Annotated in this window: 17 protein-coding genes; 12 read left to right on the plus strand and 5 right to left on the minus strand. The window is 65.9% G+C overall.

The genetic code is table 11. The features are described 5' to 3' along the window. From ACFP9U_RS17975 to ACFP9U_RS17990, 4 genes are all read left to right on the plus strand, one after another. A partial coding sequence (locus tag ACFP9U_RS17975) for a Sua5 family C-terminal domain-containing protein (protein ID WP_378623559.1) occupies positions 1 to 383 on the plus strand: 383 nt, incomplete at its 5' end. A 10-nt stretch (positions 384 to 393) separates the two neighbouring features. Further along, positions 394 to 1,824 carry an FAD-binding oxidoreductase gene (locus tag ACFP9U_RS17980; RefSeq protein WP_378623560.1) on the plus strand — a complete coding sequence of 477 codons (1,431 nt, stop codon included), beginning with the start codon at positions 394 to 396 and terminating at the stop codon, positions 1,822 to 1,824. A gap of 23 nt (positions 1,825 to 1,847) precedes the next feature. After that, positions 1,848 to 2,594, plus strand: coding sequence for an ectoine utilization protein EutA (locus tag ACFP9U_RS17985; RefSeq protein ID WP_378623562.1), 747 nt, complete (start codon positions 1,848 to 1,850; stop codon positions 2,592 to 2,594). A 218-nt stretch (positions 2,595 to 2,812) separates the two neighbouring features. Beyond that, the gene (locus ACFP9U_RS17990) at positions 2,813 to 3,376 is read left to right on the plus strand and encodes a DUF6101 family protein (protein WP_378623563.1); all 564 of its coding nucleotides are present in this window, start codon (positions 2,813 to 2,815) and stop codon (positions 3,374 to 3,376) included. Positions 3,377 to 3,433: 57 nt separating this feature from the next. Here the strand turns inward: ACFP9U_RS17990 and ubiA are convergent, their stop codons facing one another. After that, positions 3,434 to 4,417, minus strand: a complete 984-nt coding sequence (gene ubiA, locus ACFP9U_RS17995) for a 4-hydroxybenzoate octaprenyltransferase (protein WP_378623565.1) — start codon at positions 4,415 to 4,417, stop codon at positions 3,434 to 3,436. 166 nt (positions 4,418 to 4,583) lie between these two features. Here ubiA and purD point away from each other — a divergent pair, with 166 nt between their 5' ends. From purD to ACFP9U_RS18010, 3 genes are all read left to right on the plus strand, one after another. Further along, positions 4,584 to 5,867: a phosphoribosylamine--glycine ligase gene (purD, locus tag ACFP9U_RS18000; protein ID WP_378623566.1), complete on the plus strand. Its 1,284-nt coding sequence runs from the start codon at positions 4,584 to 4,586 to the stop codon at positions 5,865 to 5,867. 367 nt (positions 5,868 to 6,234) lie between these two features. Then, complete coding sequence (locus ACFP9U_RS18005; protein ID WP_378623568.1) at positions 6,235 to 8,016, plus strand: acyl-CoA dehydrogenase; 1,782 nt, start codon at positions 6,235 to 6,237, stop codon at positions 8,014 to 8,016. Continuing rightward, positions 8,013 to 8,768, plus strand: coding sequence for a crotonase/enoyl-CoA hydratase family protein (locus ACFP9U_RS18010; RefSeq protein WP_378623569.1), 756 nt, complete (start codon positions 8,013 to 8,015; stop codon positions 8,766 to 8,768). The genes ACFP9U_RS18005 and ACFP9U_RS18010 overlap by 4 nt, the downstream gene beginning before the upstream one ends. A gap of 11 nt (positions 8,769 to 8,779) precedes the next feature. Here ACFP9U_RS18010 and ACFP9U_RS18015 read toward each other — a convergent pair whose 3' ends face one another. Continuing rightward, a complete protein-coding gene (locus ACFP9U_RS18015) occupies positions 8,780 to 9,019 on the minus strand; it encodes a hypothetical protein (RefSeq protein WP_378623571.1) in 240 nt (79 codons plus the stop codon). A 52-nt stretch (positions 9,020 to 9,071) separates the two neighbouring features. Beyond that, a complete protein-coding gene (gene pdxH, locus ACFP9U_RS18020; protein WP_378623572.1) occupies positions 9,072 to 9,686 on the minus strand; it encodes a pyridoxamine 5'-phosphate oxidase in 615 nt (204 codons plus the stop codon). Between the two features lie 77 nt (positions 9,687 to 9,763). On the opposite strand from pdxH, the gene ACFP9U_RS18025 reads away from it, so the two are divergent. Then, the gene (locus ACFP9U_RS18025) at positions 9,764 to 10,177 is read left to right on the plus strand and encodes an RT0821/Lpp0805 family surface protein (RefSeq protein ID WP_378623573.1); all 414 of its coding nucleotides are present in this window, start codon (positions 9,764 to 9,766) and stop codon (positions 10,175 to 10,177) included. 29 nt (positions 10,178 to 10,206) lie between these two features. On the opposite strand, the gene ACFP9U_RS18030 is transcribed toward ACFP9U_RS18025, so the two are convergent. Beyond that, positions 10,207 to 10,659 (minus strand): PliI family lysozyme inhibitor of I-type lysozyme, encoded by a 453-nt coding sequence (locus ACFP9U_RS18030; RefSeq protein WP_378623574.1) that lies wholly within the window; start codon positions 10,657 to 10,659, stop codon positions 10,207 to 10,209. A gap of 244 nt (positions 10,660 to 10,903) precedes the next feature. Here ACFP9U_RS18030 and ACFP9U_RS18035 point away from each other — a divergent pair, with 244 nt between their 5' ends. The 3 genes from ACFP9U_RS18035 (at position 10,904) to ACFP9U_RS18045 (ending at position 13,374) form a co-directional block, all read left to right on the plus strand. After that, complete coding sequence (locus ACFP9U_RS18035; protein WP_378623575.1) at positions 10,904 to 11,836, plus strand: DnaJ C-terminal domain-containing protein; 933 nt, start codon at positions 10,904 to 10,906, stop codon at positions 11,834 to 11,836. 106 nt (positions 11,837 to 11,942) lie between these two features. Continuing rightward, positions 11,943 to 12,764 carry an enoyl-ACP reductase FabI gene (fabI, locus tag ACFP9U_RS18040; RefSeq protein ID WP_322452696.1) on the plus strand — a complete coding sequence of 274 codons (822 nt, stop codon included), beginning with the start codon at positions 11,943 to 11,945 and terminating at the stop codon, positions 12,762 to 12,764. Between the two features lie 22 nt (positions 12,765 to 12,786). Then, entirely contained in the window at positions 12,787 to 13,374 is a 588-nt protein-coding gene (locus ACFP9U_RS18045; protein ID WP_378623580.1) for a histidine phosphatase family protein, read from the plus strand. A gap of 15 nt (positions 13,375 to 13,389) precedes the next feature. Here the strand turns inward: ACFP9U_RS18045 and ACFP9U_RS18050 are convergent, their stop codons facing one another. Next, a complete protein-coding gene (locus ACFP9U_RS18050) occupies positions 13,390 to 13,638 on the minus strand; it encodes a DUF1344 domain-containing protein (protein ID WP_378623576.1) in 249 nt (82 codons plus the stop codon). Positions 13,639 to 13,803: 165 nt separating this feature from the next. On the opposite strand from ACFP9U_RS18050, the gene ACFP9U_RS18055 reads away from it, so the two are divergent. Beyond that, a partial coding sequence (locus ACFP9U_RS18055; protein ID WP_378623578.1) for a chorismate synthase occupies positions 13,804 to 14,213 on the plus strand: 410 nt, incomplete at its 3' end.

Raw genomic sequence — 14,213 nt, forward strand, 5'->3', positions numbered from 1 at the left:
AGGAGGTCGAGCGCGTGGCGGGGCAGGGGCTTTCCCGTGGGGCGACCGGCGTTCAGGCGCCGGGCATGCTTTCCTCGCACTATGCGCCGGAAGCCCGCATCCGCCTGAACGCGGAAGCCGTCCTTCCCGGCGAGGCGTTGCTTGCCTTCGGCCCCGAGCGCGCACGCGGGGCGGATAAGGCGGCGGTGATTTTGAACCTGTCGCCGTCCGGCGATTTGTGCGAGGCAGCGGCCAATCTCTTCTCCCACTTGTCCGCGCTCGATGCCTCGGGTGCGTCGGTGATCGCGGCGGAGCCGGTGCCTGTTACCGGTCTGGGCGAGGCGATCAACGACCGGCTGGCGCGTGCCGCCGCCCCGCGTGACATCGCGGCGGAGGGGCGCTAGCTTGCGCGCCATGAACGAACACGCAGCCCTTCTCGACCCTTCTTTGATCGAGCGCTTCACCGCCATCGTCGGCGAGCGCCATGCCCTCACCGGCCCGGACGACATCGCCCCCCACGTGGAGGAGCCGCGCGGGCTCTTCGGCGGACGCACGGCACTGGTGCTGAAGCCGGGAAGCACCGACGAGGTGAGCCAGATCCTCAAGCTTGCGACGGAAACGGGCACGCCCGTCGTGCCGCAGGGCGGCAATACGGGGCTGGTCGGGGGGCAGATGCCGGACGGCACGGGCCGCGAGGTAGTGCTGTCGCTGTCGCGGCTCAACCGCATCCGCGAGCTCGACCTGAGCTCCAACACGGCGACCGTGGAGGCCGGCGTGGTGCTGCAGACGCTGCAGGAAGAGGTTGACGCCAACGACCGTCTCTTCCCGCTCACGCTCGCCTCACAGGGCTCCTGCCAGATCGGCGGCAACCTTTCGGCGAACGCCGGCGGCATCGGCGCGCTCGCCTACGGCACGGCGCGCGAACTGTGCCTGGGGCTGGAGGTGGTCCTGCCGACGGGCGAGGTGCTGGACGATCTGCGCAAGCTGAAGAAGGACAACACCGGCTACGACCTGAAGAACCTCTTTGTCGGCGCGGAAGGCACGCTGGGGGTCATCACGGCCGCCGTCGTCAAACTCTTTCCCAAGCCGAAGGGGCGCGAACTCGCCTGGGCGGGCGTCGCTTCGCCGGCGGCCGCGCTCAAGTTCTTCGAAGCGACCAACGACATGGCCGGCCCGGCGCTCACCGCCTTCGAACTGATGGCGCACACGCCGCTCGACTTCGTTTTGAGGCACATGCCGGGCGTGCAGCAGCCGCTGGCCGAGCATCATCCCTGGTACGTGATGGTCGAGGTCTCCTCCGGGCGCTCCGCCGAGGACGCACGGGAACTGATGGAGGAGGTCCTCACCCGTGGCTTCGAGGACGGCCATGTCGCCGATGCCGTCATCGCCCAGAGCGAGGCGCAGGCGCTCCAGCTTCGCAACCTGCGCGAATTCATGTCGGAGGCGCAAAAGCCCGAGGGCGCCTCCATCAAGCACGACATCTCGGTTCCCGTGGCAGCGATTCCCGAGTTCATCGCCCGCGCGGGCGCGGCCGTGGAAAAGGTCGTGCCGGGATGCCGGGTCGCTTGTTTCGGCCACATGGGCGACGGCAATCTGCACTACAACATCTCGCAGCCCGTCGGAATGGATCGCGCCGAATACCTTGCATACTACCGCGCCATGAACGACACGGTGCACGCCATCGTGCGCGAATTGCGCGGCTCCTTTTCGGCCGAGCACGGCATCGGCCGCATGAAACGCGAAGAACTCCTTTTCACGCAGTCAGAGGTCGCCACCGATCTCATGCGCCGGGTGAAGAAGGCCTTCGATCCGGCAAACATCATGAACCCGGGGAAGGTGGTTTAGGCTTCCCCCGCATCGAGGCGACCATGGACGAAAGCGACTACGGGCCGCAGAAGCCCCTCATCGGTGCACTCCTGCTTGCGACCGACCTGACGACGGAAGGCGACATCCGCGCGCTGATTCCCGCCTCCGTGACGGTCTGCGCGACACGCGTGCCCTTCGAGAACCCGACGGCCCCGGCACAGCTTGCCCGCACATTGCCGCATCTGGGGCCTGCCGCGGGGCTCGTCGTTCCCGGGGTGCCGCTTTCCGCCCTCTACTTCTCCTGCACATCGGCCACCGTCGCGCTGGGCGAGGACGAGGTCGCCGCCACGATTGCCACGGAACGTCCCGGCGTGCGCCTGGTCACGCCGATCATGGCCGCCAAGCGGGCCTTCCGCGCTCTGGGCGTGCGGCGGATTGCCGTCATGACGCCCTATGTGGCGGAGACGGCGCACGCGATCGTCAATCATCTCGAAGGGAGTGGCTTCGAGGTCCTCAATGCCCATGGCCTCGATATCGCCGACGACCGCGACATGGCCCGGCTCAAGCGCGGTGCCATCGTGCAGGCGGCGCAGGACGCGATGGTCGAGGGGGCGGAGGCGCTGTTCATTTCCTGTACGGCGATGCCCGCGGCCACCTTTGCGCCGGAGATCGAGGCCCGGATCGGCTGCCCGGTGGTCACCTCCAACCTGGCGGGCCTGTGGATGGCGATGCGGCTTGCCGGGGTGGAGACCCGCATGCCGGAAAAGGGCCGGCTGATGGACACGCTGCTCGATATGGAAATAGCGTGAAGAGCCGCGGTGTTAACGATCCGGCGACAAAGCTTTCCGCTTGGTTTCCCCGGTTCGCAAACCGCTAACCATTTGGCGGGTCAGCAAAATTTAACCGACTTTCTAAGGCGGGAAGTAACATCCGCACGCTAGTGTCCTTCCCATAACGAGGCCGGAAAAAACGGCCCGGAGAGAACCGGAAAACCGGCTCTCAGGAGTAACAGGAAGGCGAAAAAACAATGGCGAGTGGTCTCAAGCCCGTCTGGGCGGGCCGCGCAATGCGGCTCGACCCCTTCCACCTGCCGCAGGCGGTGAGCTATGCGTCCCACGACGACTTCGGAGAAGTCACTTTCACCATCACCCAGCGCGGCGTGCGCATGCGCCGGCTCCTCGACAGGAGCCAGCTTCCCGTCACGTTCGCCCTGCCGCCCAACGCCTTCCGCGGCGTTGCCGCGCGGGCGATCGAGGAAGAAGAAGGCGCCGTCACGGTCACCCTGGAGCTTTTGCACAAGGACCCGATGCTTTCGGTTCCGCTTCTGGTGGCCGGTGACCTCGACGACGTGGCGGCCGACTGGCACGCCTGGGCGGAGGCCTATCGCCTGCCGATGCTGATCGTGGAGGCCGACGGTGTCGCCCGCACGCTCGATGAGTCCATCGGCCATGTGAAGGTGGAGCCGCCGAAGAAGCGCCGCCAGGGCCAGGCCGTCCGCCGCCGCCGCGCCCGCTTTCTCGCCCGTCGCCAGCTGGGCACGCTCGGCCTTCGGCTCGTCGTCGGCGGCGAGGAGATCATCGCGCGGGATTAGTGTTCGGCTTCAGGCGAACGGAGGTGTCATCGCCCTTCGCGTCCCGGCGGTTTCGCCTCAGAAATACGGGCTGATGGCGGCCCACAGGCCGCCGCCGAGAAGGCCGAGGAAGATCAGCCAGCCGACCACCGTGTTGGATTTGAAGAGCGCCAGGCACTGGTCCGGGTCGTCGATGTCCAGGGTGCGGACCTGTCGCGCCATGTGCGCGCCGGCGGCCACAAGGCCGGCAAGCGCCGGCATGGGTACCGCGGCATTGGCGAAGGCGACGGCGAAGAACAGGAGCGCCGTGCCGTAAAGCCCGATCAGCCAGGGCTTGGTGTTCTCGCCGAACAGCCGCGCCGTCGAGCGCACGCCGACGATTGCATCGTCCTCCTTGTCCTGATGCGCATAGATCGTATCGTAGCCGATCACCCACAGGATGGAGCCGCAGTAAAGCAAGAAGGGTGCGAGCGACAGGCCGCCGTGGTGGGCTGCCCAGCCGAGAAGCGCACCCCAGGAAAAGGCAAGTCCTAGAAAGAGTTGCGGCCAGTCCGTGAATCTCTTTGCGAAGGGGTAGACGGCGACCACGGCGAGCGAGGCCATGCCCAGGAGAATGGCGAAGCCGTTGAACTGCAGGAGCACGAGAAGTCCCACGAGCGCCTGCGCCACCAGAAAGGCCCAGGCCTGGCGCGGCGAGACCTGGCCGGAGGGCAGGGGGCGCGAACGTGTTCGCTCGACGGCTTCGTCGATGTCCTCGTCCACCAGATCGTTGTAGGTGCAGCCCGCGCCGCGCATGGCGACGGCGCCGACGAGGAAGAGGGCGAGCAGCCATAAAGAAGGCAGGACGCTGGCGATCGGTGCCCCGGGTTCGGCACCGGCGCTGGCCGCCATGGCGAGCGACCACCAGCACGGCCACAGCAGGAGCTGCCAGCCGATCGGCCGGTCCCAGCGGGCAAGCTGCGCATAGGGCCAGGCACCGCGCGGCAGAAGCCTGTAGACCCAATGCCCCGACGGTGCATCGGCCACCCGTCCCCGCGCCTGCCGTGACTGGATGGTGTCCATTTGTCTGCCTCTTGTCGCTTGGTGACGGAACTGGAGTGGCAAGACCCGTCGCCCGCGTCAAGCATTGCCGGTGGCTTTCCTGGCCGCACGGGTGTTGGTGCTTGACCTCGAACCATTTCGGCCATAGCCCGTTGCTGCTATCGACAACGCGGCAGGGCACTTGCGCATGAAGGTTCTTCTCATCGGTTCGGGCGGCCGCGAGCATGCATTGGCCTGGAAGATTGCCGCTTCACCCATGCTCGAAAAGCTCTACGCCGCACCCGGCAATCCGGGGATCGCGCATCATGGCGAGTGTGTCTCGTTGGATGCACGCGACCATGCGGCGGTGGTCGACTTCTGCCGTGAGCGGGCCATCGACCTCGTGGTGGTGGGGCCGGAGGCCCCGTTGGTCGCCGGCCTTGCCGATGACCTGCTCGCAGCAGACATTCCCGTCTTCGGGCCGACGGCGGATGCGGCGCGGCTCGAGGGCTCGAAGGGTTTCACCAAGGACCTGTGCAGCCGTTACGGAATCCCGACGGCCGCCTATGCGCGCTTCGCGGATGCCTCTCATGCCAAGGACTATGTCCGCAGCATCGGCGCACCCATCGTCGTGAAGGCCGACGGGTTGGCCGCCGGGAAGGGCGTTCTCATCGCTATGACCGAGGAGGAGGCCTGTGCGGGGATCGACGACTGCTTCTCCGGTCTCTACGGCGCCTCGGGAGCGCAGGTGGTGATCGAGGAATTCCTGCAGGGCGAGGAGGCGAGTTTCTTCTGCCTGTGCGACGGCAAGACGGCGCTGCCTTTCGGCACGGCGCAGGACCACAAGCGCGTCGGCGAGGGCGATACCGGTCCTAACACGGGCGGCATGGGTGCGTATTCGCCGGCCCCGGTGATGAGCGCGTCGATGGTGGAGCGCACCATGCGCGAGATCATTGAGCCGACCCTCAAGGGCATGGCGGAGATGGGCGCGCCCTTCACCGGCGTTCTCTATGCGGGGCTGATGATCACTGAGGACGGGCCCAGCCTCATCGAATACAATGTGCGCTTCGGCGATCCGGAGTGCCAGGTGCTGATGCCGCGCCTGAAGGACGATCTCCTGGCTCTCATGAAGGGGGCTGTCGACGGCCAGCTTGCACATATGTCAGCCCGGTGGCGCGACGAGGCGGCGCTGACGGTGGTGCTCGCTGCCGAAGGCTATCCCGGCACGCCGAAAAAGGGCACCGCGATCGGCGGCCTCGATGCCGCTGCGGGAGAAGGCGGCGTCGAGATCTTCCATGCCGGTACTGTGACAAACGACGGCCAGCTCGTCGCCAATGGCGGGCGCGTGCTCAACGTCACCGCATTGGGTGTGAACGTCACCGAAGCGCGAGACGCTGCCTACCGTGCCGTCGACCGCATCGACTGGCCTGAGGGCTTCTGCCGCCGCGACATCGGCTGGCGCGCCGTCGAGCGTGAGGCGGCGGGTACCTGATCGGACCAGGCGCCTTCATGATACGGTCTGAGCGGGTGAAACCGATCGGCGTCGATGCCTGAACGAGGCAATATTCCAGGGAACTGAGCAGCCTTGGCATCAGTGACGGTCGGAGGTCCACTTCAAGCCGTGTCGGATCATATCTCCTGCACACCGATATGATCATCTAGGCACGCCGTTGAAGGACGCCGCGATATGCGAGCTTTCCTCGAATACAGGCTGTGGCCTTGGCCTGCCACCGGCTTGATTTTGGTCAAGTATTGACGTTTACGTAAAAAGAAAATATTCCGGCATCGCCTTGCAAGGCTGGCGGGGACGGCAGGGCAGGGTTACGCTTGGGCTCGGGCATCGGTGATGGAGGAGGCGAATGTATCGTGCGCCAGTCGACGAGATCGCTCACGCGCTCAACCATATTGCGGGATTGAACCGCATCATCGACGAGGGGCTTGCCGGCGACCTTTCGCATGATCTCGTCGAGGCGGTTCTGAGGGAGGCCGGCCGCTTCGCCGGCGAGGAGATTGCGCCGCTGGCCCGCATCGGCGACGAGGAGGGTGCGCGCTGGCGGGACGGCGCGGTGACCATGCCTGCCGGGTGGCGGGACCTTTACCGCCACTGGCGCGAAGGCGGCTGGAACGCGCTTTCGGCGCCGGAGCACCACGGCGGACAAGGCCTGCCGATGATGCTCGCCGTGGCTGCGCTCGAGATGTGGAACGCCGGTTCCATGGCCTTCGCCATAGGACCGACGCTCAGCATGGGCGCCGTCGAGGCGCTGGAGAAGCATGCCGGCGATGATCTGAAAGAGACCTATCTCGAAAAGCTCGTGACCGGCGAATGGATGGGCACGATGAATCTGACGGAGCCGCAGGCCGGCTCCGATCTGGGTGCGCTGAAGACCCGTGCCGAGCCGGCGGGCGACGGAACCTACCGCCTCTTCGGCCAGAAGATCTTCATCACCTATGGCGAGCACGATCTCACGGACAACATCGTGCATATGGTGCTGGCGCGCTTGCCCGGCGCGCCGGCGGGCACGAAGGGAATTTCACTTTTCCTGGTGCCGAAATTCCTGGTGAAGGAGGACGGCACGCTCGGGCCCCGCAACGACGTCTTCTGCGCGTCCCTGGAGCACAAGCTCGGCATCCACGCCTCGCCCACCTGCACGATGATCTATGGAGACGGCCGTTTCGGCGATACACCGGGCGCCGTCGGCTGGCTGGTCGGCGAAGAAAATCGCGGGCTCGCCTGCATGTTCACCATGATGAACAACGCGCGGCTCGCCGTCGGCATGCAGGGCGTTGCCGTGGCCGAGGCCGCCTACCAGAACGCGCTTGCCTATGCGCGCGAGCGCCGGCAGGGCCGCGCGCCGGGGTCAAGCGGCGGCGAGATGAGCGCCATCGTCGAGCACCCGGACGTCCAGCGCATGCTGGCGAGCATGAAGACCATGGCGCAGGCCGCCCGCGCCATCACATATTCCTGCGCCCATGCCATAGACATGGCGCGCCTGACGGGCGGGGAGGAGGTGGCCCACTGGCAGCAGCGGGCCAACCTGCTCACACCGGTGGCGAAGGCGTTTCCAACCGATGTCGGCATGGAGGTCGCCTCGCTCGGCGTCCAGGTGCATGGCGGCATGGGCTATATCGAGGAGACCGGCGCGGCGGCGCTGCTGCGTGACGCGCGGATCGCGCCCATCTATGAGGGCACCAACGGCATCCAGGCGATCGATCTCGTCACGCGCAAGCTGCCCCAGGCCGGCGGCGAGCATGTGCGCGGCTATCTGGCCGAGCTGCGCCGCGATATTGAGACCGTGCGCGGCTCCAACATGCCGGAGCTGGGCGATACCGCCGCCCGTCTCGCCGCCGCACTCGACGATCTGGACGCCTCGACCGGACATCTGCTTCGGCTCATGGAGGAAGGGAGACAGGAGGAGGCGCTTTCCGGCGCCACGCCTTATCTGCGTCTCTTCGCTCTCGCCTCGGGCGGCGTGATGGTGGCGCGCGGTGCCGTTTCGGCTGGAGACGCACAGCAGGCGCGGCTGTGCCGCTACTTCGCGGAAAACCACCTTGCAGAGACGGCAGCGCTGAGAGCGACCGTCATCGAGGGTACGGAGAGCCTGCGCGCCTTGGCCGGCACCCTCATCGGGGATCGGGCATGAGCACTCATATCCGCGTCGAGCGCCAGGATGCCGTGCAGATCCTTCGTCTTGAGCGGCCGGAGAAGAAGAACGCCATCGATCGCGCCATGTATGCCGCCATGGCTGCCGCGCTTGCCGGGGGCGACGCGGACGAGGCGGTGCGATGCCATGTGCTTCTGGGCGTGCCGGGCGCCTTTTCCGCCGGGAACGACCTGACGGATTTTCTTGCCGTCGCCGACGGCGGGGAAAGCGGCACCGAGGTTTTCGATTTCCTCACCGCGCTTGCCACCTGCCGAAAGCCGATCGTCTCGGGCGTCGACGGGATTGCCGTGGGCATCGGCACGACGATGCACCTGCACTGCGACCTGACCTTCGCCACCCCGCGCACCGCGTTTCAAACGCCCTTTGTCGATCTCGGCCTCGTTCCGGAAGCCGGCTCGAGTCTGCTCCTTCCCGCCATTCTCGGCCACCAGCGCGCATTCGCGCTGCTCGGTCTCGGCGACGGCCTGTCCGCCGAACAGGCACGGGAGGCAGGGCTGATATATGCGGTGGTCGAGCAGGAAGAATTGGAGACGTCGGTGCTTGCCGCTGCCGCGGCGATTACGCGAAAGCCGCCGGAGGCGCTTGCGCTCACGCGCGACCTGATGCGCGGCTCCCGCGAACAGCTTGTGGCGCGGATCGGGGAGGAGGCCGCCCATTTCAAGGCGCGGCTTCAATCCCAGGAGGCCAAGACCGCCCTCCTTGCCTTCATGGAAAGGAAGAAGGCGAGATAGGGTATCGCCCCTCAGTCCGGTGTTTCCCGCGGCCCGGCATCGGGGCTGCCCGTATTTCTGGTGACATGCAGCCTCCCGACCGTCAGCTCATCGATCCGCAGTGAACGGATTCGTGCTCTTCCAATGGCGAGCCGGCTGATCGCCAGCGCTCCGACGGCAAATGCGCCGATGGCCACGGCGCCGATCGCCAGCGCCCGCAATGCGGCCGCCCTTCGTGGCGCAACGGCTCTCTCCTGAAGGCGATGAAGCATGCTTCGGCTCCCGTTGCAGGCGCCGAACGCCGCGGCAGCGGACGATGTTCCCCTATGGATAAAGCCGCACCTTCTCCCAACCTTTGCCCGCACGCTTGAAGACCACCCGGTCGTGCAGCCGGAAGGGCCGGTCGTGCCAGAACTCGATCATCTCGGGAACGATGCGGAAGCCGGACCAATAGTCCGGCCGCGGGATCGCGCCGACGGCGAACTTCGCCGTGTATTCCGCTACGGCCTTTTCAAGCGCGAACCGGCTTTCCAGCGGCCGCGACTGTTTCGAGGCCCAGGCGCCGATGCGGCTGCCGCGCGGGCGCGAGGCATAATAGGCGTCCGCCTCCTCCCGGCTGACCTCCTCCACCGGCCCGCGCACGCGCACCTGCCGGCGCAAGCTCTTCCAGTGGAAGCACATGGCCGCCTTCATCGAGGACAGGATCTCCCGGCCCTTGGCGCTCTCGTAATTGGTGTAGAAGACGAAGCCGTGTTCGTCGAAGCCCTTGAGCAGCACCATGCGGACATTCGGCATGCCGTCCGGATCCACCGTCGCCAGTGCCGTGGCGTTCGGGTCGTTCGGCTCGGCGGCTTCCGCGTCCGCGAGCCAGGCGCCGAACAAGCGGAAGGGATCACCGCTCTCGGTGAAGTCCGATTCGTTTAACGCATTCGTAACCATTGTCCTGCTCACTGATCCTGATCAGGGGAGAATGCCGTTTGCCCGGCTCGATGCAAGTGACAGACGAGGGGAGATGCTTGTCACTGCGCCTTTTTTCCAGGGCGGCGCTTCTCGTTGCGCTTGCTGCAGGGGTACAGGGCTGTGGCGCTACATGGCAAGGTGCGGCCGCGCTCGAACCGGATCGCAGCCTCGTAACCGGCTCCGTGCCGCAGACCTCTTCTCTCCCTCAGGAGGCGAACGCGGACGGTTCCGCCATTCTGGCGGCCCTTTCCGCTGATGCGCCCGCCGCCGCCGTCGGGCGACCATGGGAAAGCCCCGAGAGCGAGGCGAGCGGCGTAATCACGACCGTGGAGCGCCAGGAGGAAGGCGGGCAAAGCTGCCTCGCCTTCACCACCACGCGCGAGAGCTTCGACGGGATCAATCTTTACCGGGGCCTCGCCTGCGAAAGGGCCGCCGGCGGTCTGAGCCTGCTGGATCTCACAAGGATGTAGCGACCACCTGGAAAGGGGTCTGGCAAGGATTACTCTGCCGAATCCTTCAATGCGCTGACGACATCCGCATCCGGCTCGAGGCCGCTTGCCGAGGCAACGCGCACGATTTCCGATTCACCGAGACTGAACGCATCCGCGCTCACATAGCTTCCGCTGCCGGCGGATTCGGTGCGGACGATCAATTCCTCCTCGCCGTCACCCGTCACGTCCTGCCACTCGAGCGGCAGGAGCGAACCGTCCCGCGGCAGGACAACGCCGGCGATGAATTCGTCGGCGGGAAAATCCGGATTGCTGTTGCGATAAAGCCGCAGGGCGTAGCTGCCGATGGATTCCGGCTCTTCCGGTCCCTTGGTCACGGTCACGTAGCGCGAGCCCGGCGTTGTCGCGGAGAGCGGACCCTCCTCCTGCGCGTGGGCGGCCGGCGCCGACAGGAACACCACGGAAAGAAATGAAAGTGAAACAATGATCGAATTGGATCGCATATTTTGAAAAACTCCATAACTTCATGAAAACGCGCGCATGCTATGAAACCGGCACGTGATGTCAAGCGAACGCCTTGGCTTGTCGACAGGCGAGGAGAGGGAAGTTTGCAAGCTCCGCTGTTCGCGCGGATCTACCATCGCACTGGAATTCGGCACTGCGAATGCGCATATAACGGGCGCGAGCGAAAACATAAGCAAAACACCCGGTTGGCGGCTGGCGCCGCCTTTTTGGGCAAGGCTGACGATGAAAGACCCGTATGACGTGCTGGGCGTGCAGAAGGGCGCGTCCGCAAAAGATATAAAGGCGGCCTACCGCCGTCTGGCGAAGAAGTACCACCCCGACCAGCGGCCGGACGACCCGCGGGCAAAGGAGCGTTTTGCCGAAATCGGCCAGGCCTATGAAATCCTCGGCGACGAGGAGAAGCGCCGCGCTTTCGACAGCGGCGAGATCGACGCCAGCGGCAAGCCGCGTTTTCACGGTTTCGAGGGCGGCGCCCATGGCGATCCGTTCGCCGGCTTCCGCCATGCCGGCGGTGGCGGCCCCGGCCGCACGCATTACGAGTTCCGCTCCGGCGGCTTCGACGGCGATCCCATGGGCGAGGCCGACATCTTCAGCGAACTGTTCGGCCACGCCTTCTCGCATGGCGCCCGGGGCGCCCGGCGCGGGCAGCAGCGCCCCGAGGGAATGGGAGATATCAATGCGACGCTGGAGGTCGATGTCGAGGATTTCGCCAACGCCAACAAGGTGACGGCGGTCTTCCCCGACGGGCGGCGCATCGCCGTCAAACTGCCGCGCTATGTCGAGGACGGCCAGACGATCCGCCTGAAGGGGCAGGGCGCCGAAACGCCCTTCGGCCAGCGCGGCGACGCGCTCGTGAAGCTGCGCCTGCGCCGGCATCCGCGCTACCGCGTCGAGGGGCGTGATCTTCATGTAGACCTGCCCGTCAGCCTGCGCGACGCGGTTCTGGGCGCCAAGGTGGCGGTGGAAACGCCCACCGGCAAGGTGGCCGTCCGCGTGCCGGCCTGGTCGAGTTCCGACCGTACCTTGCGGCTCAAGGGCCGCGGCCTGCCCTTGAAGGGCGACGGCAATGGCGACCTCTACGCCCATGTACGCATCATGCTGCCGGAGGGCGGCGACGAGGCGTTGGAGGCGCTCTACCGCAAGGCAGAGGCGTGATATCCTGAATGATGAGGGCACGCCGTTCCCCGGCGAGCTATGCGCTTGATGCATCGCAGCCGCTGTGCGATAGGGCGTTCGCCCTAACAAGATCGGAGAATCGTCTATGGCAGGTGGCAATGGCCTGATGGCCGGTAAGCGGGGACTCGTTCTTGGTATCGCCAACAGTCGGTCGATTGCCTGGGGCATCGCCAAGGCGTGCGCGGCCGAAGGCGCGGAGCTGGCGCTGACGTATCAGGGCGAGGCGCTGAAGAAGCGCGTCGAGCCGCTCGCCGCCGAATTGGGCGCCACGGTCATCGGACACTGCGACGTCACGGACCTTTCCACCATCGAGGCGATCTTCGAGGAGGTTAGGAAGCGCTGGGGCAAGCTCGACTTCGTCGTCCACGCCATTGCGTTTTCGGACAAGGACGAGCTGACGGGGCGCTACGTCGACACTTCGCGCGACAACTTTTTGCGCACCATGGACATCTCCGTCTATTCGCTGACGGCGGTCGCGAAGCAGGCCGAGCCGCTGATGAGCGATGGCGGCTCGATCCTGACCATGACCTATTACGGCGCCGAGAAGGTGATGCCGCACTACAACGTGATGGGCGTGGCCAAGGCCGCACTGGAGGCCAGCGTGCGCTACCTCGCCGTCGACCTGGGCGGCTCCAATATCCGCGTCAACGCCATCTCCGCCGGCCCGATCAAGACACTTGCTGCCTCCGGCATCGGTGATTTCCGCTACATCCTGCGCTGGAACGAGTACAACTCGCCGCTCAAGCGCGCCGTTACGATCGACGAGGTGGGCGATACCGGCGTCTATATGCTCTCGCATCTTTCGCGCGCCGTGACCGGTGAGGTGTTGCACGTCGATTCGGGCTATCACGTTGTCGGCATGAAGGCCGTCGATGCGCCGGATATATCCGTTGTGAATGATCATTAGCAGCCGGTCCGAGAAGATATTGCTGCCGCCCCTCCTTTATATCTCCCGGCACGGGCAGACCGACTGGAACGTGGAGGAGCGGCTGCAGGGGCAGGCCGACACCGACATCAATGCGATCGGCCGCGCCCAGGCAGACGATAACGGCCGGCGCCTTGCCGGGCTTATCGGCGATCCGGCCGCCTACGACTACGTCGCCAGCCCCCTTCGCCGCACCTGCGAGACGATGCAGCGGATTCGCGTACAGCTAGGCCTGTCCCCGGAGGGGTATGTCACCGATCCGCGCCTGAAGGAGGTGCATTTCGGCAGCTGGCAGGGCTTCACCTATCCCGAGCTTGAAGAACAGGAGCCCGGCTGCACGCTGGCGCGCACGCGGGGGAAATGGGAATTCCTGCCGCCGGGGCCCGAGGCAGAGAGCTACGTGGTCTTGGCGCAGCGGGTCTGCTCCTGGCTGGAAAGCCTTGAAAGACCGACGATCTGCGTCACGCACGGCGGCGTCATGCGCACCATCTTTCACCTGATCGGCGGCATGTCCCCGCATGAAGCGGTCGAGATGCATATCCCGCAGGATCGTGTGCTGCGCGTCAAGGACGGCGGGCTGGAGTGGCTGTGAGAGCGCCGGCCGGCGTTAGTCCGGCAGCAGCATGTCGGTGATCTGCCTTTCCCCGTCCTCGTTGACCCGGTAGGCGATCACCACGTCCATGCCGTCGGAGACCGCCGAGGCATCCATTTCCGGCGGCAGGCGGTAGGTCGACCCGTCCTGCAGCGTAATCGTCATGTTTTCCCGGTCGACCGTGGTGATCTTGCCCTCCGTGTCGGCAGCGAGTGCGGGGGTGGCGAGAAGGGCGAAAGCCAGGGCGGCGGCGGTGAGTCGCATGAATTGATCCTCTTTTCCTGTCCCGGCGGGCGGACGATGAAAACTAGGTGATTTCACTGCGCGATGATACGCGTAATTGTGTCAAAAGTGGTCCGTATGCGAACGGTTTGACCGCTCTCGCAAAGCAAAATAGAAGCGGGCTCCGGCCCGTGAGGAAGCTTGGCAATGTCACACAACACCTTTGGTCATCTGTTCCGTGTCACGACCTGGGGCGAAAGCCACGGACCGGCTCTGGGCTGCGTCGTCGACGGCTGCCCGCCGGGCATCCGCTTTCGCCAGGCCGACATCCAGGCCGAGCTCGACCGGCGCCGGCCCGGCCAGTCGCGCTTCGTCACCCAGCGGCGCGAGCCCGACCAGGTGAGGATCCTCTCCGGCGTCCTGCCGGAGGATGACGGGGAGACGGTGGTCACGACCGGTACGCCGGTCTCCATGCTGATCGAGAACGTCGATCAGCGCTCGAAGGACTACAGCGAAATCGCCCAGCGCTACCGCCCGGGTCACGCCGACTATACCTACGAGATGAAATACGGCCTGCGGGACTATCGCGGCGGCGGCCGGGCTTCCGCCCGCGAGAC

It is taken from the genome of Nitratireductor sp. GCM10026969 (assembly GCF_042660605.1).
In the GTDB taxonomy this organism is placed as follows: domain Bacteria; phylum Pseudomonadota; class Alphaproteobacteria; order Rhizobiales; family Rhizobiaceae; genus Chelativorans.

Excerpts from the sequence above, each read along its gene's own strand:
- ACFP9U_RS18005 (WP_378623568.1), top strand. The coding sequence starts at position 6,235 with ATGTATCGTGCGCCAGTCGACGAGATCGCTCACGCGCTCAACCATATT.
- ACFP9U_RS18030 (WP_378623574.1), bottom strand. The coding sequence starts at position 10,659 with ATGCGATCCAATTCGATCATTGTTTCACTTTCATTTCTTTCCGTGGTG.
- ACFP9U_RS18050 (WP_378623576.1), bottom strand. The coding sequence starts at position 13,638 with ATGCGACTCACCGCCGCCGCCCTGGCTTTCGCCCTTCTCGCCACCCCC.
- pdxH (WP_378623572.1), bottom strand. The coding sequence starts at position 9,686 with ATGGTTACGAATGCGTTAAACGAATCGGACTTCACCGAGAGCGGTGAT.
- ACFP9U_RS17990 (WP_378623563.1), top strand. The coding sequence starts at position 2,813 with ATGGCGAGTGGTCTCAAGCCCGTCTGGGCGGGCCGCGCAATGCGGCTC.
- ACFP9U_RS18010 (WP_378623569.1), top strand. The coding sequence starts at position 8,013 with ATGAGCACTCATATCCGCGTCGAGCGCCAGGATGCCGTGCAGATCCTT.
- ACFP9U_RS18015 (WP_378623571.1), bottom strand. The coding sequence starts at position 9,019 with ATGCTTCATCGCCTTCAGGAGAGAGCCGTTGCGCCACGAAGGGCGGCC.
- fabI (WP_322452696.1), top strand. The coding sequence starts at position 11,943 with ATGGCAGGTGGCAATGGCCTGATGGCCGGTAAGCGGGGACTCGTTCTT.
- ACFP9U_RS18035 (WP_378623575.1), top strand. The coding sequence starts at position 10,904 with ATGAAAGACCCGTATGACGTGCTGGGCGTGCAGAAGGGCGCGTCCGCA.
- ubiA (WP_378623565.1), bottom strand. The coding sequence starts at position 4,417 with ATGGACACCATCCAGTCACGGCAGGCGCGGGGACGGGTGGCCGATGCA.
- purD (WP_378623566.1), top strand. The coding sequence starts at position 4,584 with ATGAAGGTTCTTCTCATCGGTTCGGGCGGCCGCGAGCATGCATTGGCC.
- ACFP9U_RS17980 (WP_378623560.1), top strand. The coding sequence starts at position 394 with ATGAACGAACACGCAGCCCTTCTCGACCCTTCTTTGATCGAGCGCTTC.
- ACFP9U_RS17985 (WP_378623562.1), top strand. The coding sequence starts at position 1,848 with ATGGACGAAAGCGACTACGGGCCGCAGAAGCCCCTCATCGGTGCACTC.